The sequence below is a fragment of the Shewanella litorisediminis genome (assembly GCF_016834455.1).
GTDB classification, from domain to species: Bacteria; Pseudomonadota; Gammaproteobacteria; order Enterobacterales; family Shewanellaceae; genus Shewanella; species Shewanella litorisediminis.
Window position 1 is genome coordinate 890,755 of the sequence record NZ_CP069213.1, and the last position, 25,703, is coordinate 916,457.

Here is a 25,703-nt window from a genome sequence, read left to right on the forward strand (position 1 = left end):
AAGCATTGCCGGTACCAACGTAACATTACTTCTTGTAAGAAGAGGCTACGTTGTCCAGACGGTCGTTAGCACGCTTGGCTTCTGCTTGAGCGTCCATAGCAGCAGCTTTTGCAGCCTTGGCGTCAGCAGCGATCTGGCCTTGCTCAGACTTCAGAGCACTCACGTCAGCAGACAGTTGGTCTACTTTGTTGCTCAGGTTAGCAACGCTTTCTTCCAGAGCGGTAGTGTTGGCACAGCCACCCAGCAGAGCAGTCATGGCAACACCGGCGATCAGCAGTACTTTTTTCATGAAAACATCCCTTAACATAGGTTGGATTTGACATTTCAGCTGCCAGGCAACTGAAGCCGGCTAATTATGTCATAGCCAAAAATTTTTGCTACGAATATCCATCAATTCGCTCAATAACCATATCTAAAATTCAGTGAATTGCAAGTTTCAAGTAGAGAATCCACAAGTTTTAAGCAGAAATTTCACGCTTCTAGGTCAGTTTTTTTCACCGATGAAGCTTTTGATTGATTTTGGGCTGAGTTTTTTATCAATCCTATTTCCGACAGCCGCCGTTTCGCCAATTCATTTTTGATTTCAACCCCGGTAAAACCGGCGTCAATTATTTCCCGAATGTCAATTTTTTGGGTTGCCTGATAACAGTCCAATAAATATTTTTTCTGCGGATACGTTTTATTTTCGAAACCCGTTCGACCTTTAATGTCGGCCTCGCAGGCATCCAACACCAGGGGCAATCGTCCTGGCTTGCGCCAGAGATCCAATTTATCAAACAGCCTGAGAATGGTGTCGGCTCTGAGCTCAAAGGCATTATGAATGTTCTGATGCTCGTCGCTGACCCAAAGTGCCAGCTCTTTATAGTCTCCTGGCACCCGAAATCTGTCACAGAGTGCTTTGATGAGTGGCAATCCCTTTTGCCCGTGGCCATGATGTTTTGGCCAGAGTGCCTTTGGCGTTACCCCTTTGCCAAGGTCATGCACCAGCGCCGCAAACCTGACCTGCTTATTGCTTGTCAGCTTGGCCGCCTGTTCCAGCACCATCAGGGTATGGATCCCGGTATCAATTTCGGGATGCCATTGTTCGGGCTGAGGCACGCCAAACAGCGCGTGTATTTCCGGAAACAGCACCTCCAGAGCACCACATTGCCCGAGCACCTCAAAAAAGACTTGGGGGTGGTCGCAGCCGAGGACTTTTTCAAGTTCCTGCCACACACGCTCAGCAGTGAGATGCAAAAGCTCGCCACTGTGACTCAGCTGACGCATCAATTCCATGGTTTCGGGGGCAACAGTAAACCCCTGAGGCGCGAAACGGGCGGCAAAGCGGGCGACACGAAGCACCCTGAGCGGGTCTTCCACAAAGGCCTCGGACACATGCCGTAACTGACGGGCTTCGATATCTGCCACGCCACCCCAGGGGTCGTGCAGGCTTCCATCTTCCGCCATGGCGATGGCGTTGATGGTCAGATCCCGGCGCTTGAGGTCTTCTTCGAGGGTGACATCGGGGCTCGCATGACAAACAAAGCCGCCATAACCTGTGCCGCTCTTTCGTTCGGTGCGGGCAAGGGCATATTCTTCCTGGGTTTTAGGGTGCAAAAATACCGGGAAGTCTTTACCGACCTGACGATACCCCGCCGCCAGCATCTCCTCCACGGTTGCGCCAACCACCATATAATCCCGGTCTTTTACGTCAAGACCGAGAAGTGAATCCCGAACCGCGCCGCCTACCAGATATGTTTTCAATGTGTTATCCATCAAGCTGTCATACAGTTAGCTTAACACGAGCGCAGGTATAACCGTGACTGGGAGTGGGCAATACCCATATCGGGTTTTTAGCACTGTATAAACTGAACGAGTGGTAAAACCCCGCTCCATGCCTCAAGCCCGGGGAGACTTTTTGACATTGACCGCCACTGGCATTACCTTGGCTCCACTCGCTGTATTCAGGTCGCCAGGGCTGTGCGCAGTTGGCTGTTCCCAAGAAGGATAGATAAGGCATGTACAAGGCGTTTTATGGGTTAAAGGACAACCCATTTTCCATTGCTCCCAATCCAACGTATTTGTTCCTCAGTGACAGACACAGGGAGGCGCTTGCCCACCTGACCTATGGGCTGGGTGAAACCGGAGGCTTTGTGCTGCTGACCGGCGAGGTGGGCACAGGCAAAACCACGGTTTCCCGTTGTTTGCTGCGCCAATTGCCCGATACTACAGACACCGCCTTTATCCTCAACCCGGCCCTGACTGAACTTGAGCTGCTCGCCACCCTCTGTGATGAACTCAAGATCCCCTATGGTGAAGCCCCCAGCCTTAAGATGCTGACAGATCTTATCAGCGGCTTTTTGCTTAAAAATCACAATGCCGGTCGTAATACTGTGCTGATTATCGATGAGGCGCAGCACCTGAAGGCTGAAGTGCTGGAGCAGCTCAGACTGCTCACCAACCTCGAAACAGATACCAAAAAGCTGCTGCAGGTTATTTTGATTGGCCAGCCTGAACTTCAGCAGCTGCTTAAGCGTCAGGAGCTCAGACAGCTCGCTCAGCGCATTACTGCCCGTTATCACCTGTTACCCCTTACCGCAGAAGAAGTCGGCCTCTACGTCCAGCACAGGCTGCAGGTCGCGGGGCGGTTTGAGCCGCTGTTCAACGCCGGTGCCATCAAGGCGCTGCACAAGGCCAGTGGCGGTATTCCCAGAATCATTAATTTGCTGTGCGAAAGGGCGTTGATGGCAGGCTTTGCCCAAAGCCGGGTGCCTATCAATAAACAGATGGTGCGTCAGGCTGCCGTTGAAGTGTTGGGGCTGGAACCCCAAACACCATCCTGGTACGAGCGTCCCCTTCCGTTGACACTGGCCACCGCCCTGACGTTTGGCGTGGCGCTTTATGGCTTTAATTACCTGAATCAGCCCGTGACGGCGGCCACCTCGCTCACGTCTCCAACCGCTGATGTCCCCGTGCTGGTAATGCCATCTGCGCCGCAGCAAAGTGTGTCAGTGAATCAAAACGTGGCTGAACCCTTGCCGCCGGAGCCTATTGAGAGCGCGACCGTTGCACAATCCGATACCGATATGCTGAGTTCGGCGGCCATTGCCCCGGATAACAATTTACAATCTCAGACCTCGGCTGAGGTCACGCCCATCAGCCGGCTCACAGATGCCGGAGCAGAACTTGCCGAGCTTGAAGCCCGCCAGGCAAAAGTGCGTGAGCGGGTGCTGACGGACGCAGTGTCCCAGAGCCGCAGTTTGGATACCGCCTATGCGGCGCTCTTTGGCGCCTGGGGGCTGGCACCGATAAAAGACCTCAGCCCCTGCGAGTCGGCCCGTGAGCAGGGGCTTTCCTGCTTCCAGCAGCAGGGAACCTGGTTTAACCTGGTTAAACTCAACTATCCTGCCGTGGCCTATATGATGGATGACACCGGTGGCGAGTTCTTCGTCACCGTCATTGAGCGGGATGGTGACGAACTCCTGGTGCAACTTGCCGAGCAGCAACTTTGGGTCAATCGGGATTGGTTTAACCGCCACTTCACCGGCACCTTTGAGCTCTTCTGGCAGGCACCCGTCTACAGCCCACGGGAAATCGGCATTGCGTCACCCCAGCCTGAGGTACAGTGGTTGGAAAACGGTTTGGCCAAGGTTGACAAAATCACCCCAAGATTAGTGAATGAATTTGATACAGAGCTTGAGAATCGACTCAAGTTATTCCAGCGTCAGCATGGCCTCAAGGCCGATGGTATCGCCGGCAGCCAAACTCTTCAGCAACTTAACCTCTACCTGAGCAATGATGGTCCGCGCCTGGTTCAGGGAGGACTGTACTGATGTCTATCCTGCTCGATGCCGTAACCCGCAGCAAGCAACAGGAAAACGGCTTTGATCCTGTATCCAGCCCTCGTCCGCAATATCGCCCTGATAAGGCACCAATCAGACCCGGAAAGCTGCTGTTATTGCCCGCGGCGCTATCGCTGGCTGTGGCCGCAGCCTGGGGGGTAAACCAGTGGTGGTTGCAGCCTGCACCGCAAAGCAGCATGCATCTGCCTGTTCAGGCCGGGGCGGCCAGCGCCGCAAACGTGGTTTCAAACCCGGCTCAAACAATTGTACCCAATAAGACTTCCCTGGTTCAGATGCCTGTTACCCAATCCCCGTCCGAGCCGGTTATTTCCACCAACAGTGACACGGGCAATGGCGTGCGTCTTGCGGGCAAGGCGGCGCTGCCAGCTCCGGTAAACCTCAATACTGACTATGGTGTTGTCAATCCGCCCCCCGTTGCCGTTGGCGACCCCAATTCAGATCTCAGCTTTGAGGTGGCAGAAGAAACCGCCGAGGCAAGGGCTGCACGACTGGAGGCTCTGATGGCTGCCGGTGTTACCGATGACCAGCGCCGGGCCTTCGATGAAGTGATGCAAACCGAAGAGTCTCGCCCAAGGCAGGTACTGACGCAAAGCCAGAGCGCCAGAGCCCCGAGCACCCAGGGCATGGCTGCCCTGCAAGCCGAAGTGGATAAAGCGGCAGCCGAATTTGGCTTACAGCGCACTGAACCCAAGCCCGTCTCCCGCAGTGACAGCAATACCCTCAGTGGTGATGCGCTGGTGCAGGCCTTTGAAGCAGCGCTCAAAGAAGTGGAGTTTACCGAGTCGGCAAACCGGGATGTCACACCAGCACCCGTATCGACCATTCCACAAACCTCTGACTACCCCAGATACGGTGATTTACCCGCCGGATTGCAGTTGCAGGTGCCTGAATTCACTATCATGGCCCATGTGTACTCCAATGATCCCAGTCAGCGCTGGCTGAATGTGGATGGTGCTGAGTTGCAGGAGGGCGATAGCATCAAAGGGTCGCTGAGCATTGTTGAAATCCGTCCACGGGACGTGGTGCTCTCCATCGATGGCACGGCCTTTAAAGTGCCGGCTATCTGATGCCGGCGGGCTTGGTGTAAATAGAACCCAATAAAAAAGGCGCCCAAGGCGCCTTTTTTATATCTGCTTACCGGCTGCCATCAGCCATAAAACTGGTAGGCAATCAGCAGTGTCAGACCATAGCCCACCACGTAAGAGAGCAGCAGAGAAGGCACGTACTTAAGGTAGGTGACGAAGGTCAGTTCCTTCACCTTGCTCATGGCGATGATACCGGCAGCTGAACCAATCACCAGCAGCGAACCACCCACACCCACGGCATAGGTAAGGCCCAGCCATTCAGGTGTTGACAGCACTGGCTCTGCTTTGAGCAATGCAGCCGTCAGCGGCACGTTATCGAGAACCGCCGAACCCATGCCCGTCACGAAGTTGGAGATATTGGGGTCATACATGGCGTAAACCTGAGTCAGCAGCTCAAGGGTTCCGATCTCTTTAAGCATGCCAACCAAGAGCAGGATCCCGAGGAAGAACAGCAGGGTGTCGTATTCCACCTGGCGGATGTATTCGAGGATCTTGATTTCTTCTTTGTCGGAGCGAATGGTATGCCCCACGAGGAACATCACCGACAGACCGGTCAGGAACGTCAGCACAGGTGGGATGCCAAAGAGTACGTTCAGCGCCATGGTCATGATGATGGTGATAAAGAAAATTACCGCAATGGCAATGTCCACCGGCTGATACGACCGGTTGATAGGGGTCGTGCTCACTTCACCCTTGGCATTCATGGAGAACAGGATTGCCAGCAGGAACACGCTCACCGCTGCAGGGATAAAGAGGATAAGCAGTTCAGAGATGTGTACGTGGCCGGAGAGGAAGATCATCAGGGTGGTCACGTCACCCGTGATAAGGGCCACACCGCCTGAGTTCACCGCAAAGATAATGAGCACCGCCATCCGGCGGCGCATTTGTTTATCGAGTTTAAAGGTGGTCAGCAGGCCAAGGGATACCAGGGTGGCAGTCACGTTATCACAGAAGGCCGACAGGATAAGGGCGAACAGCGCCACCTGGATCATCAGCATCCGCACAGATACCCGCTGCGGGAATACTTTCTGTACCATTATCTGGATCATGCCCTTGGCGTTGAGGTAGGCCACAAAAGTCATGGTCGACATCAAAAAAAGCCAGAGGGTGGCGATTTCAAGCAGGTTTTCATTGAGCTCATGGGCAACCAGCTGCGAGTGTTCACCACCACCTGAGGCGATAAACAGGGTTACCCAGGAAATACAGCCAAGAAACAGGGTGGTTTTGGCTTTATTGAGGTGAGTCACCTCTTCGAAGATGATACTGAGCAAGGCCAGTATCGCCAAAATGATCAGAAAGGTATGGAGCATAAAGGCACGTCCTACTGCTGACTCGGGATCCGTATCGCCTGTATAAACAGGCCTGAATAACGAGCTGAATCAAGGATTGATTAAGCTGGTTATGGTATCGCCGCCACGGGCGTGCGGATCAGACCATAACCGCCACAAGAACGCAACTGTTAACCACTAGGCAATTTGTCTAAGAATCGTGAACTCTGTCACGTGAAATCGGTGGTTGTCCAGAGTTTATTGCTGGGGTTTGATAATCAATTAGCTGTTCCTGCTGCATCCTGTGTTGCCTCGACTTGATGAGTGGGCAGATATACTGGTTGTTCTTAACTCTAATGCACTGAATGTTATTTTGTTGTAACGGATAAAGCGCTGGTTGATACGGAGGCTCGTACGTTAAAAGCCTTGGCTAATGCTGACATCTATTGCACTTTCAAGTGATTGCAAATTGACCCCGTCTGATATTTGATTGTTGGCTTTTTAAGCTGTACCTTGCGCGCCCATAGAAAGATTGAGGTCATTGATGGGGTGTCGCCGGGAATGCAATTTCTGCTGAAGAGCGTTTTGTTGCTGGGGTCTTTGGCGTGGCTGGCGGTTTGCGCCAAGACGTTGCTGAGTCTTGGCGTGATGGATAACCCTTCGATAGTGAAAGAACACCTTTTTCTGGTGGCGCAAGTCGTGGTGGCACTCGTGATACTGCGCAGCGTCTCTGGCAAACGCAGCTAGCCTGTTACTTCAAACACTTTGCCTGCGACGTTTTGCTCAGGGCCCTCCCGGGTAGCTGAGCATTCATGCCTGAATAGAAAGGCAAGCCCAAATAAAAAAGGACGCCGATGGCGTCCTTTTGTTTTGCAGTGCCGTAATAGAGGCGCGCGTCAGGGCGTCGCTGTTACTTCATGCGGGCCAGCACGCGGTCAGCGGCGGCCAGGGTTTCTTCGATTTCTTTGTCACCGTGGGCCATGGACAGGAAGCCTGCCTCATAGGCACTTGGCGCCAGATACACACCCTCGTCCAGCATGCCGTGATAGAAGGCGCGGAAGTGGTCCATGTTGCAACGGGTCACCTGATCGAAGCGGGTGATGTGCTGCTCGTCGGTGAAGAAGAAGCCGAACATGCCGCCAACGTAGTTGATGGCCATCGGGATCCCATGCTTGTCGGCAGCGGCCTTGAAGCCTTCGGCGATGCGCTTGGTCTTGGCGGCGAGTTCTTCATACAGGCCATCGGCGCACAGGGCGTCGAGCTGAGCCAGGCCCGCAGTCATGGCAATAGGATTACCGGACAGGGTGCCGGCCTGATACACAGGGCCCGCCGGTGCCAAATACTGCATCACGTCTTTCTTGCCGCCAAAGGCGCCAACAGGCATACCGCCGCCAATCACCTTGCCCAGAGTGGTGAGGTCCGGGGTCACGCCATAGTGGCCCTGGGCACCGCTTCTGGATACACGGAAGCCAGTCATCACTTCATCGATGATAAAGAGGGCACCGTACTTGTCACAGATGGCGCGCAGGCCTTCCAGGAAGCCGGGAACCGGTGGAATACAGTTCATGTTGCCGGCAACCGGCTCGATGATGATACAGGCGATATCTTCAGGATACTGGTCGAAGAAAGACTGCACTGACTCCAGGTCGTTATACACGGCGGTCAGGGTGTGCTTGGCGAAGTCTTCCGGGATACCGGGTGAGCTTGGCTGACCCAGGGTCAGGGCGCCTGAGCCTGCTTTTACCAGCAGACAGTCGGCGTGGCCGTGGTAGCAGCCTTCAAACTTAAGGATTTTGTCACGCTTGGTGTAGCCACGGGCCAGACGGATGGCGCTCATGGTGGCTTCAGTGCCTGAACTCACCATACGCACCTGATCCATGGAAGGCACCATTTCGATGACCTTCTCGGCCATGATGACTTCAAGCTCGGTGGGGGCGCCGAAAGACAACCCATTGTGAACGGCTTTGAGTACGGCTTCGCGGATGCTTGGGTGGTTGTGGCCCAGGATCATCGGGCCCCAGGAGCCCACGTAATCGATATAGGCCTTGCCGTCGGCATCATAGATGTATGCGCCATCGGCCTTTTCGATAAAGCGAGGGGTACCGCCCACGCCATTGAAGGCGCGCACCGGTGAGTTAACCCCACCGGGAATGGTTTTTTTAGCCTGTTCAAACAAGGTTTCGGAACGGGTCATGTATCAATCCTTTAAGTCAGTGGCCGACCCTTAGAAGTCAGCCTTACGTGAATACCAGTTAACCGGACACTCGTACTTTTCCAGCTGCTCGTCCACGCCCAAAGTCAGGGCAAACAGTGCCATGCGAATAAGCAGCCCGTTATCGGCCTGGCGGAAGATGGCCAGGTTCGGATGGCTGTTCAAATCGTTGTCCAGCTCGTTGGCCTGGGCACGTGAGTCCCGGGGGAGCGGATGCATGATCACCGTATTGGACTTACAGTGCTGGGTGTAAATGCTGCGGTTGAGACGGAACTTGCCGCGATACTTGTTGGCTTCATCCTGTGAGGGGAATCGCTCTTCCTGAATTCGGGTCAGGTACAGGATGTCGGCCTTGTCCAGATTGCCTTCCAGCTGATCGGTTATTGTGACCTTATGGCCGGCATTTTCAATGTCGGCAATCACATAATCGGGCATTGCCAGCTCTTTGGGAGAAATCAGGGTAAAGCTGACATTCTTGTACAGGCACAGCAGGCGCGACAGCGAGTGTACCGTGCGGCCAAATTTGAGGTCGCCCACCATGGCGATGTGCATGCCATCAATGCTCATACCGGCGTGGCTCAGTTCCTTCTGGATGGTGAACAAATCCAGCAGAGCCTGAGTCGGATGTTCGTTGGGGCCGTCGCCACCGTTTATCACCGGCACCCGGCTACCCTCGGCGAATTCGCGCACCGAGTAAGCATCGGGATGACGCATGGCAATCACATCTGAGTAAGTCGAGAGCACACGGGCTGTGTCGTACAGCGATTCACCCTTGGACAGTGAAGATGAAGCCATGCCCACGGTTTCGGCCACGCGGCCGCCCAGCAGGTTAAAGGCACAGCCAAAGCTCACCCGGGTACGGGTGCTGGGTTCAAAGAACAGGTTCCCCAATATGGCACCATCCAACACCCGGGTACGTTTTTCCCGTAACGCATAGGGCGCCATACGCTCGGCAACATTGAAAATAGTGTGAATGGAGTCCAGATTGAACTGGTTTACGGAGAGGATGTGAGATCCTTTGAACTGAGTCATCAGCCGGCTTTCCAAATGCTGTGGGAGGGAGTGGCGACAAGGCCTTTCCGCCCCTGGTTTATGTAGGGTTTGGCTGAGGCGCAACTATAGCAGAAGGGGCAGCGCTTTGAAATGGCAGCAGCTAAATTACCTGCTGCCCATCACACCTGGCCTGAGCGAATTTCCTGCTGCAACTTACTCCAGCCGATAACGCCCACGAGGTTATCTTTATCTCCCTGATAAATATAAACTTCGCCAGTGCGCTTTGGTGAGAGGATCTCATAGGCTTCGTTCAGGGTAGCGGTATCGGGCAGCCCCTGCATAGGCTGGCGTGACAGTGTTGTGCTGTCTTCAAAGGACTGCATTTCCAGTCGCAGCATCTGGACTTCACCTTCGGCGCTTCGCACCATCACAGGGCGTCCCTCGGCACGCTTCATCACTTCAAGCAGCAACTCATCATCGTTTTTCACCACCACAAAACGCCTGTCCATCAGTGCGCGCACGCCGGTTTTCTGCAGGCCCTGATTCAGCGGGGGCACCTTGTAACCCAGACCCATGATGTCCAGCTGCCGTAAAAATACCGACTCGGTTTGAAACCACTGATAAGCCACCAGGAAGGCAGGAATGGTCACGAACATGGCGGGCAGAATAATGGAGGCGTCATTGGTGAGTTCCAGAAGTGCCACCAGGGCCGCCAGCGGGGCGCTCAGGCACACCCCCATCATGGCTGTCATACCTATGACGGTATAAAGCCCCACGTAGGGTGCAATGGAGGGGAACAGCATGGCGCTGATAAGCGCCAGAATGCCACCCAGCAGGGCGCCAATCCCGTAAAGAGGGCCGATAAGACCTCCGGGGATACCGAGGCCTATGGCGGCAATGGTGGCAATCATTTTGCCAATCAGCACAGCTATCAGTAACAAGAGACCGGGGTTGTCGGCGATTACGGCATTGATGGCCAAATCCCCCGACCCCAGAGCCTGGGGCAGGGCAATGCCGACAACCGTGGTGATGCTGCCAGCCAATAGCAGCCGGACTATCAAGGGCCAGTGCTGGCCAGTGGCCGTTACCTTGAGAAGGGTCCAGTTAAAGGCGGCGGCAGCGCAGCCAAGACCCAGGCCACCCAGGGCCAGTAAGGGATAATGATCCAGTGGGATATGAAACACCTCAATGGCGTCGTATTCGTGGACATTGCCAAATACCAGTTGGCTTGAAAGCGCGCCGCAGATGGCCGAAATCATGATGGGAAAGAAATAGTGAATCTTGTATTCCCGCACCACCACTTCAAACACAAACACCACAGCCGCGAGTGGGGCATTAAAGGTGGCCGCAATCCCGGCGGCGATGCCACTGGCACACATAATCCGGACGCTGTTGTCAGGCAGCTTGAATTTTTCGGCCAGCACACTGGCGCTCACAGCACCCAGGTGAATGGCCGGGCCTTCGCGGCCGACGGAAAAGTTGGTGGCGAGGGCTATCAGGGCCTGAAAGAACTGCCCGGGAGCCGATTGCAGTGGAATTTTGCCATAGTGCAGCTTGAAGCGGTGCAGTACATAGGCGATACCCATGCGCCGGTAACGTTTGGAGCCCAGGGTCGCCACGAGCCAAATCAGCAGTGCACCGAAAAGCGGCAGCAGCGCACGCCAGTCGTACACCAGGGCCTCCATGTCCATACGTTCGATACCGGAGTAATGGTTGGCACCCTCCAGCAGCAAGCGAAACAAGATAATGACCAGCGAGGCGATAAGCGCAAAACACAATGCCAGGCCACACAGCTGCAGACTGATCCGCGCTTCGGACAGCTTGTCTCTGAGTTCGGTGTGAAAATATCTGAGAGCGAGTCGACGCATCGCCTCGAGCCGGGTTTTAATCTTCATGCCTGCCCTGTGCACAGGCCCGGGTGCTGGCCTTTGCCATGCTTATGCTGTTATTCTGCCCCGTCGAAGGTCCGGCGGACCGAAAGTTACTAAGAGGCTGTTATTCAATGGCGAATTATCAACGTTGGCTCGATAGGCTGCAAGTGATGGAGCGCAAATTCCGCCCTTCGAGCTGGTATTTGTTTTTGTTGATGCTGGTCGCGTTTTTACTGGGTGCCCTTAGCTACCATTTAACCCTGTCCATGGAGCAACCCGTGTTGAACCTTGGTGGCGGCAGGGCAAAGCTGTTGGCTGAGGAGCTGAAAACCCAAAATCAGCTGCTGGCGAGTCGCAATTTGGAGCTGGCCGTTGAGAAAGAAGCCAATGTCCAGATGCAGGCCATGTTTACCGAGCAGGCCGCCAAACAGCGGGAGCTTGAACGGGAGCTGGCGTTTTACCGCGCTGTGATGGCGCCCAATGAAAACGCTGAAGGTGTCACCATCCATGGGATGGAGCTCACGGCATCTCCGGTTGAGGGGCAACAAAGGCTCAAGGTGGTACTGACCCAGTTGCAAAAGCGGCGGCAGAATATCAAAGGAAGCCTGGAGCTGACGCTGGTGGGCCTGGTGGATAACAAGCTGACCAGCCTGCAACTGAAAGACGTGGGCGCCAAGCTCGATAATTTCGACTTCCGTTATTTTCAGGTGCTTGAAACCCCTGTGACATTCCCGGCAGAGTTTCAACTGACGACCATTAAGGCCAAGATCCGGGTCACCAAGGGGCGTTATAATCAGGCCGCCCTGGCAGAGCAGGAATTCAGCCTGCCGATGCTGACGGGAGAGACAAAAGAGCCCGGTATAATACTTGAACAAAATAGTCAGGTAACGGATAATTCCGGGCAGCAATCTGAAGTTCGAGGTAGTAATGACTGAACAAGCTGACGTAGCCATGCCCATTTCTTTTACCGATGCGGCCGCTGCCAAAGTTAAGGCTCTGCTTGATGAAGAGCAGAATGATGCACTCAAGCTGCGTGTCTATGTGACCGGCGGTGGCTGTTCTGGATTCCAGTACGGTTTCACCTTCGATGAAAAGGTGAACGACGGCGATTTCACCGTGGAAAAGCAGGGTGTTCAGCTGGTGGTCGACCCAATGAGTCTGCAATATCTGATGGGCGGTGAAGTGGATTACACCTCAGGCCTGGAAGGTTCACGCTTCTTTGTGAAAAACCCCAATGCCACCACCACCTGTGGCTGTGGCGCCAGCTTCTCTGTATAAGCTGTTTTTGCGTTGACACCAAAAAGCCGCCCCAGGGCGGCTTTTTTCATTGGCGATACGGCGTGGTTAAGCCGTCTCAGGCTTGTGTCTCAGCTCATCAGATTGAAGTTTTGGGCGCGATTGAAAAAACGGCCCACCTTTGGCGTAAACACCAGCCAGACCTGCACCATACAGAAAGCAATCAGGGCTGCAAAAATGGCGTAATCCGATGCCTCGAAAGGCATCCCGGCAAGGTTCAGGGTATTGGGACCTGTGGCCACATCATCCCCTTGATCCAGAATGAGAGGCAGCAGACTGACCATGGCCAGTTGCAGCAGGGTATAGCCACGGAGGAACCACAACCCGGCCCGTTGGCGCGCAAATACCCCGAGCACCATCAGCAGGGTTAACAGGCAAAAGAGCACGCCCTGCTTGGCGACAATACCGCTTACGGCCGCTGCAATATAGAGTAACATCAATGCTATCAATCGCTTGGGCATGGGAGCTGGCTTGGGAATACTCTGCTCTGTCATGGCTGCCTCTTATCAGTGGCGTGGCTTGGGCTGAAGGCGGCTTTCGAGCTCCCAAGGTGGAACCACGACACCCAAATCCTCCTGAACAGGGAATACGGCGACCTGCAGATCGTCATCCTGCATGCCTGCCACCCAGCGCTCCAGCCACTCGTTGAGCGGAATAGACAGTGGCTCGCAATCCTGCCACTCGTCCACAGCCCACAGTGCAGCAGCCTCTTCGGAGGGCCACATGGGGATGCAGTCATCCTCATCCGTGGTCAGCATTACGCAACCATCCTGATCCTGCAGCGTCCAGATTTCCTTATGTTCTTTAACTTCGGCAACCAGGTAGTCGTAACGGGCTTCGGGTGTCATGGCGGTGATTTGCGCCAGTGTTTTCTTGGTCATGGGTAGCACTCTCTCGGTGGGGCAAATAGCGTGCAAAAGGCACGGCCCGATTGTGGCCGCATGGTAACATTTGTTCACCCGGGGAAAAAGAGTGCTGTGGCTTGCCCTTCCCCGGGGAACCTGGAGTGTCGGCTCCTTAACTACAGAGGCTGAGTCGACTGCGTGGCCGATGCCTCCTTGGGAGAGAGATGGCTTCGAAGCCATTTCTCCTGTTCCCACAGGACATGAAGCTGAGACTCACGGGCGCGGTAGCTGTGGCCCTCAAAGGGCAGGGTCACCAAGCGGGCCTGACCGCCGAGGGTCGAAACTGCATCAAACAAGCGGCTCGATTGCATGGGGTAGGTGCCGGAATTGGCATCCGCTTCGCCGTGGATAAGCAGCAGGGGCTCGTTAATTTTGTCGGCGACGTTAAAGGGCGACATTTGCTGATACAGCGCCTGGGCCTCCCAATAGTTGCGCCGCTCGTTTTGGAACCCAAAAGGCGTGAGGCTACGATTATAGGCGCCGCTGCGGGCGATACCGGCGGCGAAAAGGTCTGTGTGTGCCAGTAAGTTGGCCACCATAAAGGCGCCATAGGAGTGGCCTCCCACGGCGATGCGACCTGGCTCGGCGATACCTCTGTCGGTAAGCACCCTGACAGCTGCCTCGGCATTGGCAATCAGTTGCTCAAGAAAGGTATCGTTGGGCTTGTTTTTGCCTGCGCAGATAATGGGCATGGATACCTTATCGAACACCGCAAACCCGGCAGCCACCATGGCCGGGGCGCTGAGCGGACTCAGCCAGGGGTAAGACAGTGGGTTAAAGTCCACCTGGGCCGCCACCTCGGCGTTTTTATACTCCCTCGGATAGGCCCAAATGAGCACCGGCAGGGGACCATCACCGCGTTGGTAATTGGCCGGGAGATAGAGGGTGCCGGACAAGGGTTGGCCGTCGGCGCGGGTAAATTGGATATGCTCCTTCTGTATGCCTTCGATGGCAGCTTGCCTTTTTGCCAGTGGCATCAAGGCTTCGCGTTTTCCGTTGTCAGGCCAAACCCGGTAGAGCTGTGGTGGCTGTGTCGGCGATTCGTGGCTTATCAGCAGCCGAAGTGGCGACACAGACTCCAGCGCCACAACACGTTCAAACGCCGATGACGCACTTTGCCACAAGAGGCTTCTGGCTTCTCCTGCCTTGCTGGTGGCCAGAAAGGGGCGCATTCCCTCCTCTGAATGGCCATCGCCATAGTGAAACATGGCGCCGTTCTGGGTCATGACCAACTGAGTCACAGGGTGTCGCACCAGCGTGCCCGGGTCCTGATATTTGTCTTTGCTGCTTATCTGATACCAGTCCTCCCAACACGCCGGCGCACCTTCGCAGGCCGGGGTCAGCAGGCTTACCTTTATGAGTTGCTTACTTCGCCTGCTTTGGCTTACCAGAGCCTTTCCATCATCGCGCCAACTGACAGCGCTGATGGGCCAATGGGTTTGGCCAAGCTCTGTGGGAGGCTGGTCAAAGGGCGGGCTCAGGGTGTACAGGAAATCCCTGAATTTGGGTTCGGCTTGTTGATCATCGTCGCTTTCTTGTTGGGATAGCGCTTTTAACGATGCCTCCGGCTCATGAGTCTTTGACTCTCGCTCTTTGGTGTCGGCCAGCTTTCCCTGGGCCCATATCAGATTTGCGCCCCCTTGCCAGTGGAAGAGTCTTGGCGCTGGGCCAGGGGTATCGGCATCATCCCGCTCAGAGTCCCGGCCTGGAACCTGAAGACTGTAGAGCGTCTCACCGGTTTGCAGGCGCTGAATATCATAGCGTTTGCTAAAGCCGCGATAGGGCACTCTGTTGGAGAAGGGCTCTGTCAGCTGTTCAATCAGCACATACCGGCCATCGGGGGAGGCTTCGGCATCCAGCAGATAACCGGGGCTCCCCAAAAGGCGAAGTGGGCCGTTTCTTGGCTGCAATGCCAGCTGACTCTTCACCTGCCCGGCGAAGGTTTTATGGTCTGCCGGGGTTATCAGCAAGTTTCTGTGGGTGCGTTTGGCAACCTGATTGGGCTGGCTCTCTTTGATGCCGGGCATGCTTTGAGAAGCGCTTTGAGTCGACAGTGAGGCACCTTGCTCGCTCACAACCAGAGGAAGCAGCAGGGCACTGCTGTCCGGCAGCCAGCGGTAATTCACCCCCAAACTGAAGTTGAGCCTTAAGTCGTACTCCAGAGTCTTTCCAGATGACACATCAATCACCCAGAGTCTCGGTTGCTTTTTTGCCAGGCTTATCAACGCCAGGGTTTTGCCATCGGGGGAAAATTTGGGTGCCATCAGCGGCATTAATGCGCTGAGGCCATGGATGGATTGCGGCTGCATGTCACCGGCGCGACGCAGGCTCAGCTTGTCATAGAGGGTGGGCAGTTTGCCAGGCAGGTGATTGAGGCTGTCAATTTCCGTGCCCCCCAATCGCATAATGGGCTCGGCAAGCTGGCTGATGGCTGGTGCTCCCTGAGGACTCAGGCTTAAAAGCCACTGACCATCGGGGGAGAGCAGCACCTTGTCCGGTCTTGATTGGTCCACCAGATCTGTCAGTGGTGATGATGGCAGCCGGTAGCCCGCCTGATAATCGGTAGCTAAAACTGGTTTGACATGGCCTGCACTTAACACGAGCAGACAGCTTATTACGAGGGCCGGTATCGGGCGGCGAAGTTTCATGGAGGATCCCACTGACGGATTGATTAACGGGTTGTAAAAAAAGTTGAGTGAAGCGGCAATCAGGGTTGCCTCGATTATTGCTTGTTTCTATCTCTATTTTTTATCTATTCAATTTAAATACAATCGCTTGGATAAATTTGCATGAGGTGTTTTCGCTTGTCTTGCTGACGGGGCACTTTTAATATGGGCATTACCCCTAAAAGACCCTGATGGCCTGTGATGCTTGAGACCAAACAGAGCGTATTTTACCTCGGCAGTTGCCGCATTGATGTCAGCGACAACAGTCTGCTATTCCCCGCGACCGCAGAGCGCGCGCAAGAACGCATCACCCTGCAGCCGAAGTTTGTCGAAGTGCTCGCTTACCTCGCCCACCAATTTCCCCGGGTGGTGACCCGGGAAGCCCTGATCACCGACATCTGGGAAGGGAACACGTACGTGGGTGAGAAGGCGCTCACCAACGCCATATGGCATCTCCGGCAGCAGCTTGGGCCTCTGGGCGCGGGCGAGGTGATAGAAACCGTTCGTAAGACGGGATACCGGCTCTGTATCGAGCCCAGATTTGAGCTTGCCGCCGAAGACGGACACTTGCGGCTCGAGCGTAAAAGTCGCCTCCTTGGCCGCGCGTTGCTGGGGTGTTCTATTGTGCTGGCGTTAGTCTTGGTGGCTGCGGGCCATCATTGGTATGAGGATACCTTGCACCGTCCTTTCGGGGTTGACAGACTCACGAGCGATGGTGGCTCAGAGCGGTTCCCCGGTGTGTCACCGGATGGCCGCTTTTTGGTGTACGGCGGTCAGCAACCCGGTAAAAACGGCAGCCTGTTTCAGCTGGATTTGGACCATCCCGACGCCAGCCCCAGGCAGCTCACCCCGGACAGTTCGGATGAGCTGCGCGCTGTTTGGTCAAACGATGGCAAGTCGCTGTATTTTCCCAGTGTTTCCGCCGGTAGTTGCAAGATAACCCGCTTGGACTTGAAAGACGGTCAGCTCACGCCTCTTGCCGACTGCAACAGCGTGACCTCGGCCATTGAGCTCAGCGCCGATGGTAATACCCTGGCGTTTATTACCACCAATGCCCCGCAGCGGAATGCGGGCATTTACCTGCTGGATTTATCACAGGAAAATGCGTTGCCGGTGCGGTTGTCCTGCGATACCGACTGCCCCCACCGTGACCGTGATTTCGCCTTCAGTCCCGATGGGCAAACCCTGGCCATTGCCAGACGCTTTGGGGATATCTCGGAAGATATTTTTTTACGCCAACTTGCTGATGGCAGTGAGCGGCGTTTGACCCAGGGTATTGAAGATATCCGCGGCCTTTCCTGGCACAGGGATGGGCGACGGCTGGTGTACAGCACCGAAGAAGCGGGGAACCGTGGCGGCTACCTTATCGACACAGAAAGCGGCGATATCACGGCGCTGGATTTGGAAGGTTTGAGTTACCCCCGCTTTGTACCCGACTCCGACGAGTTGGTGTTCTATCACTACAATAATCATCGCCAGTTGGTGTCCATGCATCCCTTTGCCGAGGTGCCCCAGGCGCCTTTTCCAATGATTTACGGCAACTTCAGCCAGCGTTATGCGGATTATTCGCCGCAGGCCGGCAGGCTGGTATTTGTGTCCAATGAGTCGGGGCACAATGAAATCTGGACCTCGGATGTGGATGGGCAAAGGCGACAAATGCACACATCCCTTAAACGTCAGGCCACCTCGCCCGCCTGGTCACACGATGGCAGTCGCATAGCCTTTGTGGCTGCCGATACCAATCATGAGGGTAACAAGCTGCATATTCTGGACATTCGCGACAACAGTATCCGGATTGTGGCCTCACCCTATATCAACCACGGCCGCCCGGAATGGAGCGGTGATGACAGCTTTTTGCTTGCCAGCACTGTGGATGGTTTGACCCGGTTTCATCTGGACAACAAGCCCCCTGTTCTGGTGTCTCCTATAATGGTCAGGCGGCTACAGGTAGTGGGGGACTGGCTTTACTTCAGTTACAGCACCGGGCCACGCGGGCTTTGGCGCATGCCATGGCAAGGGGGGGAGTCAGAGCTGGTGCTTGGGGGTAAGTTGATGAGTGACGGTTACAACTGGACTCTGGCAGAACGCGGGGTATTTTTCCGGCAGCGCCACAGCAGCTCAGCGCTGCTCAGCTACTATGACTTTGCCCAGGCGCAGGTCAGGCCCCTGATTGAGCTGCCGCCCAACAGTATCAGCCGTCAGGAGAATATGGTGTGGGTCGAGAATGAGCAAAAGTTGGTGCTGGTGTCCTGGAACTATCCAAGGCGCGACGTGATGCGATTAAGGCATCCCGCGCTGCAATGAGTGCACAGCCAGAGACATAAAAAAACGGCCGCCTGGCCGTTTTTTAATGGCTTATTAGGCCGCAGGGAAACGGGCGCCGAGCACGGCTTCCCGTCTTGCTCCAGTTACAGCAGGCAGGTTGGCTGGCAGCCCCTGATGATGCCGCAGGGCAAGCCAGGCAAAAGCAATGGCTTCAACCCATTTGGGGTCGACACCAAGCGCTGAGGTGGTGGTCAGTGTGAATCCGGGTAACAGGGCCTGCAGGCGGTTCATCAGCTCAGTATTGAGGGCGCCACCACCGCAAACAAACAGCTCACCACTGTTAGACAGCTTGAGTATGTCCGCCGCGATACTGTGGCAGCTCAGGTCAAGCAAGGTTGACTGAATGTCGGCCTCATCGAGATAGCCAAACTTTTCCAGTTGCTGTTCCAGCCAGGCGTGATTGAAGAGCTCCCGGCCAGTGCTTTTGGGGTATTGCAGGGCAAAATAAGGATGTGACAACAACTGGGCCAAGAGCGCATTGTCCGTTTTACCACTGGCGGCGAAGGCGCCATCCTGATCGTAAGCCTGCTGCCTGACCTGTTGTATCCAGCCATCTATCAGGGTGTTGCCAGGCCCGGTGTCAAATCCCAGCACCGCTTCGGCATTGCCCGGCAGCCAGGTGATATTGGCGATACCGCCGATATTGAGGATCACCCGGCGCTTGTCTGCTTTTGCAAAAATCTGCTGGTGGAATGCCGGCACCAGCGGTGCACCCTGTCCACCAAGGGCTATATCTTTTCGGCGAAAATCCGCAATCACATCGATACCCGTTTCGGCGGCGATGGTGTTGGGGTCGCCAATCTGCAGGGTAAAGCCAACTTCGAGGTTGGGCATGTGGCGCACGGTTTGGCCGTGGCTGCCGATGGCCACAACCTGGGATTTATCTACACCACTGATGGCAAGCAGGTTGTTGACGGCTTTGGCAAAGAGGCTGCCAACGCTGCGATCGAGCCGCCCAAGCCGGTTCACTTCATCCTGTCCGGGCTGACACAAACGCTGCAGCCCTTTGAACAGGTGTTCCGGTATGGCCTCTGTGTGGGTGGCGATAAGTTTGGGGGATGGAGTGTCGAAATCCACCAGGACGGCGTCCACACCGTCCATACTGGTGCCGGACATGAGTCCGATAAACAGAGATTGGCTCATGGAGTCTGCTTGCCCTCTGGCGCCATGGCCAGTTGCTGTTGCTTGTTAAAGGAAATTTTAGCCATCAAACCCTTGCTGATGCGGCTGAATTTAGCCAACTCTTTTTTACTGATGGACTCTGCTTTTGGCAGGTCAACGGTGCGGGGATTTCTGTGTACGCCGTTGACGATAAATTCGTAATGCAGGTGAGCCCCGGTTACCCTGCCGGTTTTGCCGAGCGTTCCGATAATTTGGCCCTGTTTTACCGAGTCGCCCTTCTTCACCCTGCGTTTGTTCAGGTGCAAATACTTGGTGGTATAGGTGCCGTTATGGCGAATAAAGACGTAGTTGCCGTTGTACTGATTGTAGCCTGCCTCTATCACCTTGCCCGCACCGGCGGCTTTTATCGGTGTGCCAATGGCGGCCACATAGTCCACGCCCCTGTGGGCCTTTACCTGACCTGTTACCGGATGCAGGCGCTTGGGGTTGAAATTGGAGCTGACGTAATTGAAGTCCACCGGCGATCGCAAAAAGGCTTTGCGCATGCTCTGGCCGGATTCGGAATAGTAATTACCGTCTTCATAGCGCACTGCGGTGTAGCGTTTGCCATCGTTGATAAATTCTGCAGCCAGAATGGCGCCATTTCGAACAAACTCGCCGTCGGCATAGTGTTTTTCGTAGAGCAGGGCGAAGGTATCGCCTTTTTGCAAATCCTGGGCAAAGTCGATGTCCCAGCCAAACACGGTGGCCAAATCCATGATCTGGCCGCTGTTAAGGCCCGCATCCACGGCTGCTGTCCAAAAATTGCTGAAAATTTTGCCCTGGGCAAAATCGGTACGGGTTGTCAGCTGTTTGACATCGATGCGCTCACTGTACCCCGACTCGGTGCGCTGCACCGTGAGGGTCGAAATGCCGTCGATACGGTAACTGAGCTCAGCAAACTCACCCTTGTCATCCTTCATGATGACAATTTCTTCCCCGGGCAGGATTTTCAGCAGGTTGCTTTTGGCCTCCGGCAGGCGAGTGATTTCGTAGACATCGCGGCTGGAAAGCCCGGCGCGCTGAAACAGGGCCGCCAGTGTATCGCCCCTGGATACCTCAAAATGCTCTACTTCACGGTTGGAGGGCACAGCGCTTGATTTTGCGCTGGGCAAGGCTTCCTGCTCGCTTTCACCATTTGGGGCGGCAATGTTGATATCGGAGGCCTGGCCCAGCGGTGGCGTGGGGGTGCGCTGCGACAGCGGCAGGGTAAAGTCGATATTGTCGTTGGCTAGCGGAGATTGCCGTGAGGCTTCGGCATCCTCAGAGGGGAAAAACAGGGTGACTGTGGTTAACAATAAAAGAATGCTCAGAATGACCTGATGCTTTTTGGGGAGCAGCTTGAGAAGCGTAATAACCTTTGTCATTTGACCCGGGTACCAAATCCCTATTTCCTGTCGAATGGGCCTAGTGTACACACTTTCATTTGCCCAGGCTAACAAGTAACATAGGTCTCTTTGATTGAAATCGGATAACCACAGAGGTAGCTGCCAACATGGCTGATTTGGACCAGGTATTAGCAGAAATTAAACGGGGCACAGACGAGATCCTGCTTGAAGCAGATCTGATTGAAAAACTGAAAGAGGGCCGTCCACTGCGGGTGAAACTGGGTGCCGATCCTACCGCTCCCGATATCCATCTGGGCCACACGGTTATTTTGAACAAACTGCGCCTGTTCCAGGAGCTGGGACACGAAGTTATCTTCCTTATCGGTGACTTCACCGGCATGGTGGGTGACCCAAGTGGTAAAAACAGCACCCGTCCGCCACTGACCCGCGAGCAGGTATTGGCCAACGCCGAAACCTACAAGGAGCAGGTGTACAAAATCCTCGATCCGGCCAAGACCCGCATCGAATTCAACTCAAGCTGGCTCGAACAGCTTGGCGCCGCCGGGATGATCCGTTTGGCTTCCCACCAAACCGTGGCCCGTATGCTGGAACGTGATGATTTTAAAAAGCGTTATAGCAGCGGTCAGCCCATCGCCATCCATGAGTTTATGTACCCGCTGCTGCAGGGCTGGGACTCGGTTGCATTGAAGGCCGACATCGAACTGGGCGGTACCGATCAGAAGTTCAACCTGCTGATGGGCCGTGAGCTGCAAAAGGCCGAAGGCCAGAAGCCGCAAACCGTGATCATGATGCCGTTGCTGGAAGGCCTCGATGGCGTGAAGAAGATGTCCAAGTCCGCCCACAACTACATAGGTGTGAGCGAAGCGCCGGATGAAATGTTCGGTAAGCTGATGTCTATTTCCGATGATCTGATGTGGCGCTATTTCGACCTGTTGTCGTTCCGCCCACTGGCAGAAGTTGAGCAATTCAAGGCCGATGTGGAAGCCGGAGCCAACCCAAGAGATATCAAGATTGCGCTGGCCAAGGAAATTATCGCCCGTTTCCACGATCAGGCTGCTGCAGATGCCGCTCACCAGAACTTTATCGATCGCTTCCAGAAGGGTGCCATCCCCGATGACATCGAAGAAGTGACCCTGAGTGCCGGTGCTGAAGGCGTGGCCGTTGCCAACCTGCTTAAAGAAGCTGGCCTCGTGGGCTCGACTTCCGATGCCATGCGAATGATTAAGCAGGGCGCGGTGAAGATGGACGGTGAAAAGCTGGAAGATGCCAAGCAGGTATTCAGTGCCGGTCTGACCGCCGTATTCCAGGTGGGCAAGCGCAAGTTTGCCAAGGTGACTCTGAGCTAATCCAGCTCTCACCGAGTCAACAAAACGGGCGCCTTAGGCGCCCGTTTTGTTTTGAAGTAATTGCTGTTGTTCAAGCAGGCGCCTATTGCATGGATAACTGGTCGGCCATGGTCTGATAGTCGATAAGGTCCGTATGCTCAGTCACCCTTTGATTGCGCATATCCAGTCTCAGCGTGGTGACCGCAGGCACTGCCACATCAATGATTTTGCCTGGCTTACCGAACTGTTCACCCGGCCCCTTAAAGCGGTAGTTGCCTATCATGACCACCAGAGAGCCTGCGTTGTACATGTGCTCAATGCTGAAGTTGTATTCCAGCACGCCTGCATGGGCGCGCTCGAAAAATTCGATAATAAAACGCCCACCCTTGTATTTACGCCCGGCGGTCCTGTCCTGAAAAACGCTGTCGCGATTGTAGTATCTGGCGAGGGCAGCATAGTCATGCTCGGTCAGCGCCTGAATGTAGTTTACTGCCATTTGCTGCTCTTCAGGCATCTCACCGCTGCTGGCGGTCGCCCAGGAAGTCAGAAAATAAAGCAGTAACACCAGATATCGCAAAAGTCAGTCTCTCCGGGTTTTCAGGTCGAAGGCCGGCAACGAAAGATGCCAGCGAATGGCCGCGAGCCTCAAGATCAGCGCACTGAGCATGGACAGCCAGAGTGCGGTTTGGCTGTTCATGCCTAATTGCAGGCTGAGGGTATAGGCAATGCCACCCAGAATGGAGGCGGTTGCATAGATTTCGGTTCTGAGCACCATGGGAATTTGGCGACAGAGCACATCCCGGATAATGCCGCCACCCACGCCGGTAATCAAGCCCATGATCACAGCAGACATGCCATTAAGGCCAAGGCTGAGTGCTTTTTGGGCACCTATCACGGTAAAGAGTGCCAATCCCAGCGCATCGGCGATGGGCAAGGTGTACTGGGGCACCTTACGGGGGCGCCGGATAAAAATCAGGGTAAATCCGACTGTCGCAAGGATGACAATCAGGTAATTGGGGTCGCGCAGCCAAAAGACCGGGGTAGCACCGATAATGGCATCCCGAATGGTACCGCCACCCACGGCTGTTACGGCGGCCAGTACGGAGACGCCAAAAGGATCCATTCTGTGCCTGCCGGCCGCGAGGGCACCGGTGAGGGCAAACACGGCGGTACCGCACAGGTCAAAAAAATACAGCCAGCTCATCTGCTCATCTCTTTCAGGTGAATGTTGAGTGCATCCACAGAGATGCGGATTTCAATGACCGAGAGGATGAGCGAATACAGCAGCAACAGCAGGCTACCACCAAAGATGAGTGAGCCGGTTTTGTTCATGCCGACGTAGATAAAAATCATGCACAGTACACACAGGGCAAAGCTGCTGACACCGGCCTCCTGCATGCGCCGGATAATCACAATTCGCTTTTTCAGATTGGTGATTTGGTTCTGATGCACCGGCTCCTTGCCACTGGAGAGGCTTCGTATCAGGGCAGCCAGTGAAAAGAATCGGTTGGTGTAGGCCAGCAGCAGTAATGAAATGGCCGGAAACAGCAGCGCCGGTGTTGTCAGCGATAAGTGCAGTTTTTCTAACACGTTGAGTGCCCGTTATGGAAAGTGGAGAGGTTCCCCTGAGGCGAGCCATTATAGTGTGTCGCTTTACAAATTACAGCGTCTGACTGTATCTGAGCAGGGTCCAGGCGAGGGGCAACAACAGCAGAAAGGCCAACCAGGTAAAGCAGGCGCGGTTGGAAAGTGTAATGGCTTCCCCGATTTTGGCGGCATCGGGTAAGGAGCCTTTGCCTATCTTATCGACAGCAACCCTGTTGCCGCGGTATTTGTGTGGCCCGCCAAGCTCAGTGTGCAGCACGGTCGCGGCAACGAACGCCGCCCGCATGGCGTTCGACAGGGGCTGCCAGCGTCTGGGGGTTAGCAGAGCCTTAAAACCACTGGGTCCGCCAACGATTGCCAGGGTCAGGCTCCAGAGCCAGGCTGGCACATAAAGGAGGGCTGAAACCAACTGATTTACCGGCGCGACAAAGGCACGGAAATCCGGTGACATGGGAGGCCAGACCAACTCCAGCTGCTTAAGCATACGCACCAGCAGCACCATGGGCGCACCGGCCAGGGCATAGAAAAATACCACCCCTGCGGTGCCATAAATGGGTGCCGTGACCAACTTTTCGATGGTGGCCTTGGCAAGTCCGGCTTCAGACAGCTCGGCGGTATCCCGAGACAGATATTGACTCAGCAGCTTTCTGGCCCTGTCTTTATCGCCATGGCTCAGCGCCCGCTGCACCTCTTCGGCGACCTGAGCAAAACTGGCATCCGACAGGCAAAGGTAAAGAATTAAAAACTCAAAAAACCAGGGGAAAGCGGCCAAATCCAGCAGAAAGGCGACAATGAGCCAAAAGGGCAGCACCAGAAGCACTGTGGCCATGATGCCCGCGATAAGCTGCTGACGGGGTCCCCGCGACGGGTGATTCACTTTGCGGGCAAGCTCTCTTGCCAGCACGCCAAACCACACCAGTGGCTGCATTTCCCTCGGCAGGGGGGCCAGTCGTGCCAGAGGCAGCGCGCACAGGATGATAAGGAAGCCCTCAAACAGGGCTCCATCCAGGGCAATCAGCTGGCTGACAAACTGGCTTTCGGTCATTTACAGGCCTTCAATCAGCGCCATTACCATCAAGGCTGAGTGGTGACCGGCTTTCACCAGATATGACTCAAAGTCGACGGGGCTGTCGTTGTTGGCGTTATCAGACAGTGAGCGGATCACCACGAACGGGGTGGCAAACTGGTGACAGACCTGACCGATGGCGGCGCCTTCCATTTCACAGGCGGCCATGGTGGGGAAGTCGGCCTGCATTTTGGCGGTGCGTACCGGGTCGCAAATAAAGCTGTCACCGGTACAGATGAGGCCTTCTACAGTTTTCACTTCACCCAGTTTGGCGACGGCGGCCTTGGCGGCATCTACCAGGCGGGCATCACACAGGAAGGCGGCGGGCTGCTGGGCCATTTGTCCGATTTCATAGCCAAAGGCGGTAACGTCCACATCGTGGTAACGCACTTCACTGCCGATAACCACGTCGCCAATGGTCAGGCTATCAACAAAGCCACCGGCAGAGCCGGTATTAATCACGTAATCGGGGGCAAACTTATCGATAAGCAGGGTGGTGGCGAGTGCCGCAGCGACCTTGCCAATGCCTGAACGGGTCACTATGACCTGCTTGCCATTGAGTTCACCCTGGGTGAATTCGATGCCGGCTATCTGGCTGATGACAGGGGTTTCCAGAGAAGCAATAAGGTGAGCAACTTCCGGCTCCATGGCGCCGATAATACCAATTTTCATAAACTTGCCTTTGAACTGCTTTAGAGAATGGCAGCCAATATACCACAGTCGACGAAGTGGCA

The 25,703-nt window shown here is 55.1% G+C and carries 23 protein-coding genes; 7 read left to right on the top strand and 16 right to left on the bottom strand.

Going from position 1 to position 25,703, the window contains the following annotated elements; genetic code table 11:
- Nucleotides 1-25 precede the first annotated feature (25 nt).
- Together JQC75_RS03935 and JQC75_RS03940 are read right to left on the bottom strand one after the other, a co-directional pair.
- Entirely contained in the window at nucleotides 26-289 is a 264-nt protein-coding gene (locus JQC75_RS03935; RefSeq protein WP_011758950.1) for an Lpp/OprI family alanine-zipper lipoprotein, read from the bottom strand.
- A gap of 182 nt (nucleotides 290-471) precedes the next feature.
- The gene (locus JQC75_RS03940; protein ID WP_203326179.1) at nucleotides 472-1,743 is read right to left on the bottom strand and encodes a multifunctional CCA addition/repair protein; all 1,272 of its coding nucleotides are present in this window, start codon (nucleotides 1,741-1,743) and stop codon (nucleotides 472-474) included.
- Nucleotides 1,744-1,997: 254 nt separating this feature from the next.
- Here JQC75_RS03940 and JQC75_RS03945 point away from each other — a divergent pair, with 254 nt between their 5' ends.
- Both JQC75_RS03945 and JQC75_RS03950 read left to right on the top strand, forming a co-directional pair.
- Nucleotides 1,998-3,812: an ExeA family protein gene (locus tag JQC75_RS03945; RefSeq protein WP_203326180.1), complete on the top strand. Its 1,815-nt coding sequence runs from the start codon at nucleotides 1,998-2,000 to the stop codon at nucleotides 3,810-3,812.
- Nucleotides 3,812-4,909 (top strand): general secretion pathway protein GspB, encoded by a 1,098-nt coding sequence (locus tag JQC75_RS03950; protein WP_203326181.1) that lies wholly within the window; start codon nucleotides 3,812-3,814, stop codon nucleotides 4,907-4,909. The genes JQC75_RS03945 and JQC75_RS03950 overlap by 1 nt, the downstream gene beginning before the upstream one ends.
- Nucleotides 4,910-4,989: 80 nt before the next feature.
- Here JQC75_RS03950 and nhaD read toward each other — a convergent pair whose 3' ends face one another.
- Nucleotides 4,990-6,237, bottom strand: a complete 1,248-nt coding sequence (nhaD, locus tag JQC75_RS03955; protein ID WP_203326182.1) for a sodium:proton antiporter NhaD — start codon at nucleotides 6,235-6,237, stop codon at nucleotides 4,990-4,992.
- Nucleotides 6,238-6,756: 519 nt separating this feature from the next.
- Here nhaD and JQC75_RS03960 point away from each other — a divergent pair.
- Entirely contained in the window at nucleotides 6,757-6,942 is a 186-nt protein-coding gene (locus JQC75_RS03960) for a hypothetical protein (protein WP_203326183.1), read from the top strand.
- A 163-nt stretch (nucleotides 6,943-7,105) separates the two neighbouring features.
- Here the strand turns inward: JQC75_RS03960 and hemL are convergent, their stop codons facing one another.
- The 3 genes from hemL to JQC75_RS03975 form a co-directional block, all read right to left on the bottom strand.
- Complete coding sequence (gene hemL / locus JQC75_RS03965; RefSeq protein ID WP_203326184.1) at nucleotides 7,106-8,389, bottom strand: glutamate-1-semialdehyde 2,1-aminomutase; 1,284 nt, start codon at nucleotides 8,387-8,389, stop codon at nucleotides 7,106-7,108.
- 30 nt (nucleotides 8,390-8,419) lie between these two features.
- The gene (locus JQC75_RS03970; RefSeq protein WP_203326185.1) at nucleotides 8,420-9,439 is read right to left on the bottom strand and encodes an aspartate carbamoyltransferase; all 1,020 of its coding nucleotides are present in this window, start codon (nucleotides 9,437-9,439) and stop codon (nucleotides 8,420-8,422) included.
- 140 nt (nucleotides 9,440-9,579) lie between these two features.
- Nucleotides 9,580-11,295 (bottom strand): chloride channel protein, encoded by a 1,716-nt coding sequence (locus JQC75_RS03975; RefSeq protein ID WP_203326186.1) that lies wholly within the window; start codon nucleotides 11,293-11,295, stop codon nucleotides 9,580-9,582.
- A gap of 107 nt (nucleotides 11,296-11,402) precedes the next feature.
- On the opposite strand from JQC75_RS03975, the gene JQC75_RS03980 reads away from it, so the two are divergent.
- Nucleotides 11,403-12,206, top strand: a complete 804-nt coding sequence (locus JQC75_RS03980; RefSeq protein WP_203326187.1) for a DUF6776 family protein — start codon at nucleotides 11,403-11,405, stop codon at nucleotides 12,204-12,206.
- Entirely contained in the window at nucleotides 12,199-12,549 is a 351-nt protein-coding gene (gene erpA / locus JQC75_RS03985) for an iron-sulfur cluster insertion protein ErpA (RefSeq protein ID WP_203326188.1), read from the top strand. The genes JQC75_RS03980 and erpA overlap by 8 nt, the downstream gene beginning before the upstream one ends.
- A gap of 89 nt (nucleotides 12,550-12,638) precedes the next feature.
- Here erpA and JQC75_RS03990 read toward each other — a convergent pair whose 3' ends face one another.
- The 3 genes from JQC75_RS03990 to JQC75_RS04000 all read right to left on the bottom strand — a co-directional run bounded on the left by JQC75_RS03990 (nucleotide 12,639) and on the right by JQC75_RS04000 (nucleotide 16,120).
- Nucleotides 12,639-13,061 (bottom strand): hypothetical protein, encoded by a 423-nt coding sequence (locus JQC75_RS03990; RefSeq protein ID WP_203326189.1) that lies wholly within the window; start codon nucleotides 13,059-13,061, stop codon nucleotides 12,639-12,641.
- A 12-nt stretch (nucleotides 13,062-13,073) separates the two neighbouring features.
- Entirely contained in the window at nucleotides 13,074-13,448 is a 375-nt protein-coding gene (locus JQC75_RS03995; protein ID WP_203326190.1) for a DUF2750 domain-containing protein, read from the bottom strand.
- Between the two features lie 140 nt (nucleotides 13,449-13,588).
- The gene (locus JQC75_RS04000; protein ID WP_203326191.1) at nucleotides 13,589-16,120 is read right to left on the bottom strand and encodes a S9 family peptidase; all 2,532 of its coding nucleotides are present in this window, start codon (nucleotides 16,118-16,120) and stop codon (nucleotides 13,589-13,591) included.
- Nucleotides 16,121-16,339: 219 nt separating this feature from the next.
- On the opposite strand from JQC75_RS04000, the gene JQC75_RS04005 reads away from it, so the two are divergent.
- Nucleotides 16,340-18,442: a winged helix-turn-helix domain-containing protein gene (locus tag JQC75_RS04005; RefSeq protein WP_203326192.1), complete on the top strand. Its 2,103-nt coding sequence runs from the start codon at nucleotides 16,340-16,342 to the stop codon at nucleotides 18,440-18,442.
- 54 nt (nucleotides 18,443-18,496) lie between these two features.
- Here the strand turns inward: JQC75_RS04005 and JQC75_RS04010 are convergent, their stop codons facing one another.
- A complete protein-coding gene (locus tag JQC75_RS04010) occupies nucleotides 18,497-19,606 on the bottom strand; it encodes an anhydro-N-acetylmuramic acid kinase (protein WP_203326193.1) in 1,110 nt (369 codons plus the stop codon).
- Nucleotides 19,603-20,991 carry a peptidoglycan DD-metalloendopeptidase family protein gene (locus tag JQC75_RS04015; RefSeq protein WP_203326194.1) on the bottom strand — a complete coding sequence of 463 codons (1,389 nt, stop codon included), beginning with the start codon at nucleotides 20,989-20,991 and terminating at the stop codon, nucleotides 19,603-19,605. Before JQC75_RS04015 ends, JQC75_RS04010 begins: the two co-directional genes overlap by 4 nt.
- Nucleotides 20,992-21,119: 128 nt before the next feature.
- Between JQC75_RS04015 and tyrS the strand changes: the two genes are divergently transcribed.
- Nucleotides 21,120-22,319, top strand: coding sequence for a tyrosine--tRNA ligase (tyrS, locus tag JQC75_RS04020; protein WP_203326195.1), 1,200 nt, complete (start codon nucleotides 21,120-21,122; stop codon nucleotides 22,317-22,319).
- An 82-nt stretch (nucleotides 22,320-22,401) separates the two neighbouring features.
- Here tyrS and JQC75_RS04025 read toward each other — a convergent pair whose 3' ends face one another.
- From JQC75_RS04025 to mtnN, 5 genes are all read right to left on the bottom strand, one after another.
- Entirely contained in the window at nucleotides 22,402-22,812 is a 411-nt protein-coding gene (locus JQC75_RS04025) for a nuclear transport factor 2 family protein (RefSeq protein WP_239002135.1), read from the bottom strand.
- 66 nt (nucleotides 22,813-22,878) lie between these two features.
- The gene (locus JQC75_RS04030; RefSeq protein ID WP_203326197.1) at nucleotides 22,879-23,502 is read right to left on the bottom strand and encodes a trimeric intracellular cation channel family protein; all 624 of its coding nucleotides are present in this window, start codon (nucleotides 23,500-23,502) and stop codon (nucleotides 22,879-22,881) included.
- Nucleotides 23,499-23,876, bottom strand: coding sequence for a DUF2721 domain-containing protein (locus JQC75_RS04035; RefSeq protein ID WP_203327116.1), 378 nt, complete (start codon nucleotides 23,874-23,876; stop codon nucleotides 23,499-23,501). The genes JQC75_RS04030 and JQC75_RS04035 overlap by 4 nt, the downstream gene beginning before the upstream one ends.
- A gap of 82 nt (nucleotides 23,877-23,958) precedes the next feature.
- Complete coding sequence (locus JQC75_RS04040; RefSeq protein ID WP_203326198.1) at nucleotides 23,959-24,948, bottom strand: cobalamin biosynthesis protein CobD/CbiB; 990 nt, start codon at nucleotides 24,946-24,948, stop codon at nucleotides 23,959-23,961.
- On the bottom strand, nucleotides 24,949-25,641 hold the full coding sequence (gene mtnN, locus JQC75_RS04045) for a 5'-methylthioadenosine/S-adenosylhomocysteine nucleosidase (RefSeq protein WP_203326199.1): 693 nt from the start codon (nucleotides 25,639-25,641) through the stop codon (nucleotides 24,949-24,951).
- Between the last annotated feature and the right edge of the window lie 62 nt (nucleotides 25,642-25,703).

What these genes read in the sequence shown, in the direction of transcription:
- JQC75_RS03935 (WP_011758950.1), bottom strand. Translation starts at nt 289, where the DNA reads ATGAAAAAAGTACTGCTGATCGCCGGTGTTGCCATGACTGCTCTGCTG.
- JQC75_RS03945 (WP_203326180.1), top strand. Translation starts at nt 1,998, where the DNA reads ATGTACAAGGCGTTTTATGGGTTAAAGGACAACCCATTTTCCATTGCT.
- JQC75_RS03950 (WP_203326181.1), top strand. Translation starts at nt 3,812, where the DNA reads ATGTCTATCCTGCTCGATGCCGTAACCCGCAGCAAGCAACAGGAAAAC.
- nhaD (WP_203326182.1), bottom strand. Translation starts at nt 6,237, where the DNA reads ATGCTCCATACCTTTCTGATCATTTTGGCGATACTGGCCTTGCTCAGT.
- JQC75_RS03960 (WP_203326183.1), top strand. Translation starts at nt 6,757, where the DNA reads ATGCAATTTCTGCTGAAGAGCGTTTTGTTGCTGGGGTCTTTGGCGTGG.
- hemL (WP_203326184.1), bottom strand. Translation starts at nt 8,389, where the DNA reads ATGACCCGTTCCGAAACCTTGTTTGAACAGGCTAAAAAAACCATTCCC.
- JQC75_RS03970 (WP_203326185.1), bottom strand. Translation starts at nt 9,439, where the DNA reads ATGACTCAGTTCAAAGGATCTCACATCCTCTCCGTAAACCAGTTCAAT.
- JQC75_RS03975 (WP_203326186.1), bottom strand. Translation starts at nt 11,295, where the DNA reads ATGAAGATTAAAACCCGGCTCGAGGCGATGCGTCGACTCGCTCTCAGA.
- JQC75_RS03980 (WP_203326187.1), top strand. Translation starts at nt 11,403, where the DNA reads ATGGCGAATTATCAACGTTGGCTCGATAGGCTGCAAGTGATGGAGCGC.
- erpA (WP_203326188.1), top strand. Translation starts at nt 12,199, where the DNA reads ATGACTGAACAAGCTGACGTAGCCATGCCCATTTCTTTTACCGATGCG.
- JQC75_RS03990 (WP_203326189.1), bottom strand. Translation starts at nt 13,061, where the DNA reads ATGACAGAGCAGAGTATTCCCAAGCCAGCTCCCATGCCCAAGCGATTG.
- JQC75_RS03995 (WP_203326190.1), bottom strand. Translation starts at nt 13,448, where the DNA reads ATGACCAAGAAAACACTGGCGCAAATCACCGCCATGACACCCGAAGCC.
- JQC75_RS04000 (WP_203326191.1), bottom strand. Translation starts at nt 16,120, where the DNA reads ATGAAACTTCGCCGCCCGATACCGGCCCTCGTAATAAGCTGTCTGCTC.
- JQC75_RS04005 (WP_203326192.1), top strand. Translation starts at nt 16,340, where the DNA reads ATGCTTGAGACCAAACAGAGCGTATTTTACCTCGGCAGTTGCCGCATT.
- JQC75_RS04010 (WP_203326193.1), bottom strand. Translation starts at nt 19,606, where the DNA reads ATGAGCCAATCTCTGTTTATCGGACTCATGTCCGGCACCAGTATGGAC.
- JQC75_RS04015 (WP_203326194.1), bottom strand. Translation starts at nt 20,991, where the DNA reads ATGACAAAGGTTATTACGCTTCTCAAGCTGCTCCCCAAAAAGCATCAG.
- tyrS (WP_203326195.1), top strand. Translation starts at nt 21,120, where the DNA reads ATGGCTGATTTGGACCAGGTATTAGCAGAAATTAAACGGGGCACAGAC.
- JQC75_RS04025 (WP_239002135.1), bottom strand. Translation starts at nt 22,812, where the DNA reads ATGCCTGAAGAGCAGCAAATGGCAGTAAACTACATTCAGGCGCTGACC.
- JQC75_RS04030 (WP_203326197.1), bottom strand. Translation starts at nt 23,502, where the DNA reads ATGAGCTGGCTGTATTTTTTTGACCTGTGCGGTACCGCCGTGTTTGCC.
- JQC75_RS04040 (WP_203326198.1), bottom strand. Translation starts at nt 24,948, where the DNA reads ATGACCGAAAGCCAGTTTGTCAGCCAGCTGATTGCCCTGGATGGAGCC.
- mtnN (WP_203326199.1), bottom strand. Translation starts at nt 25,641, where the DNA reads ATGAAAATTGGTATTATCGGCGCCATGGAGCCGGAAGTTGCTCACCTT.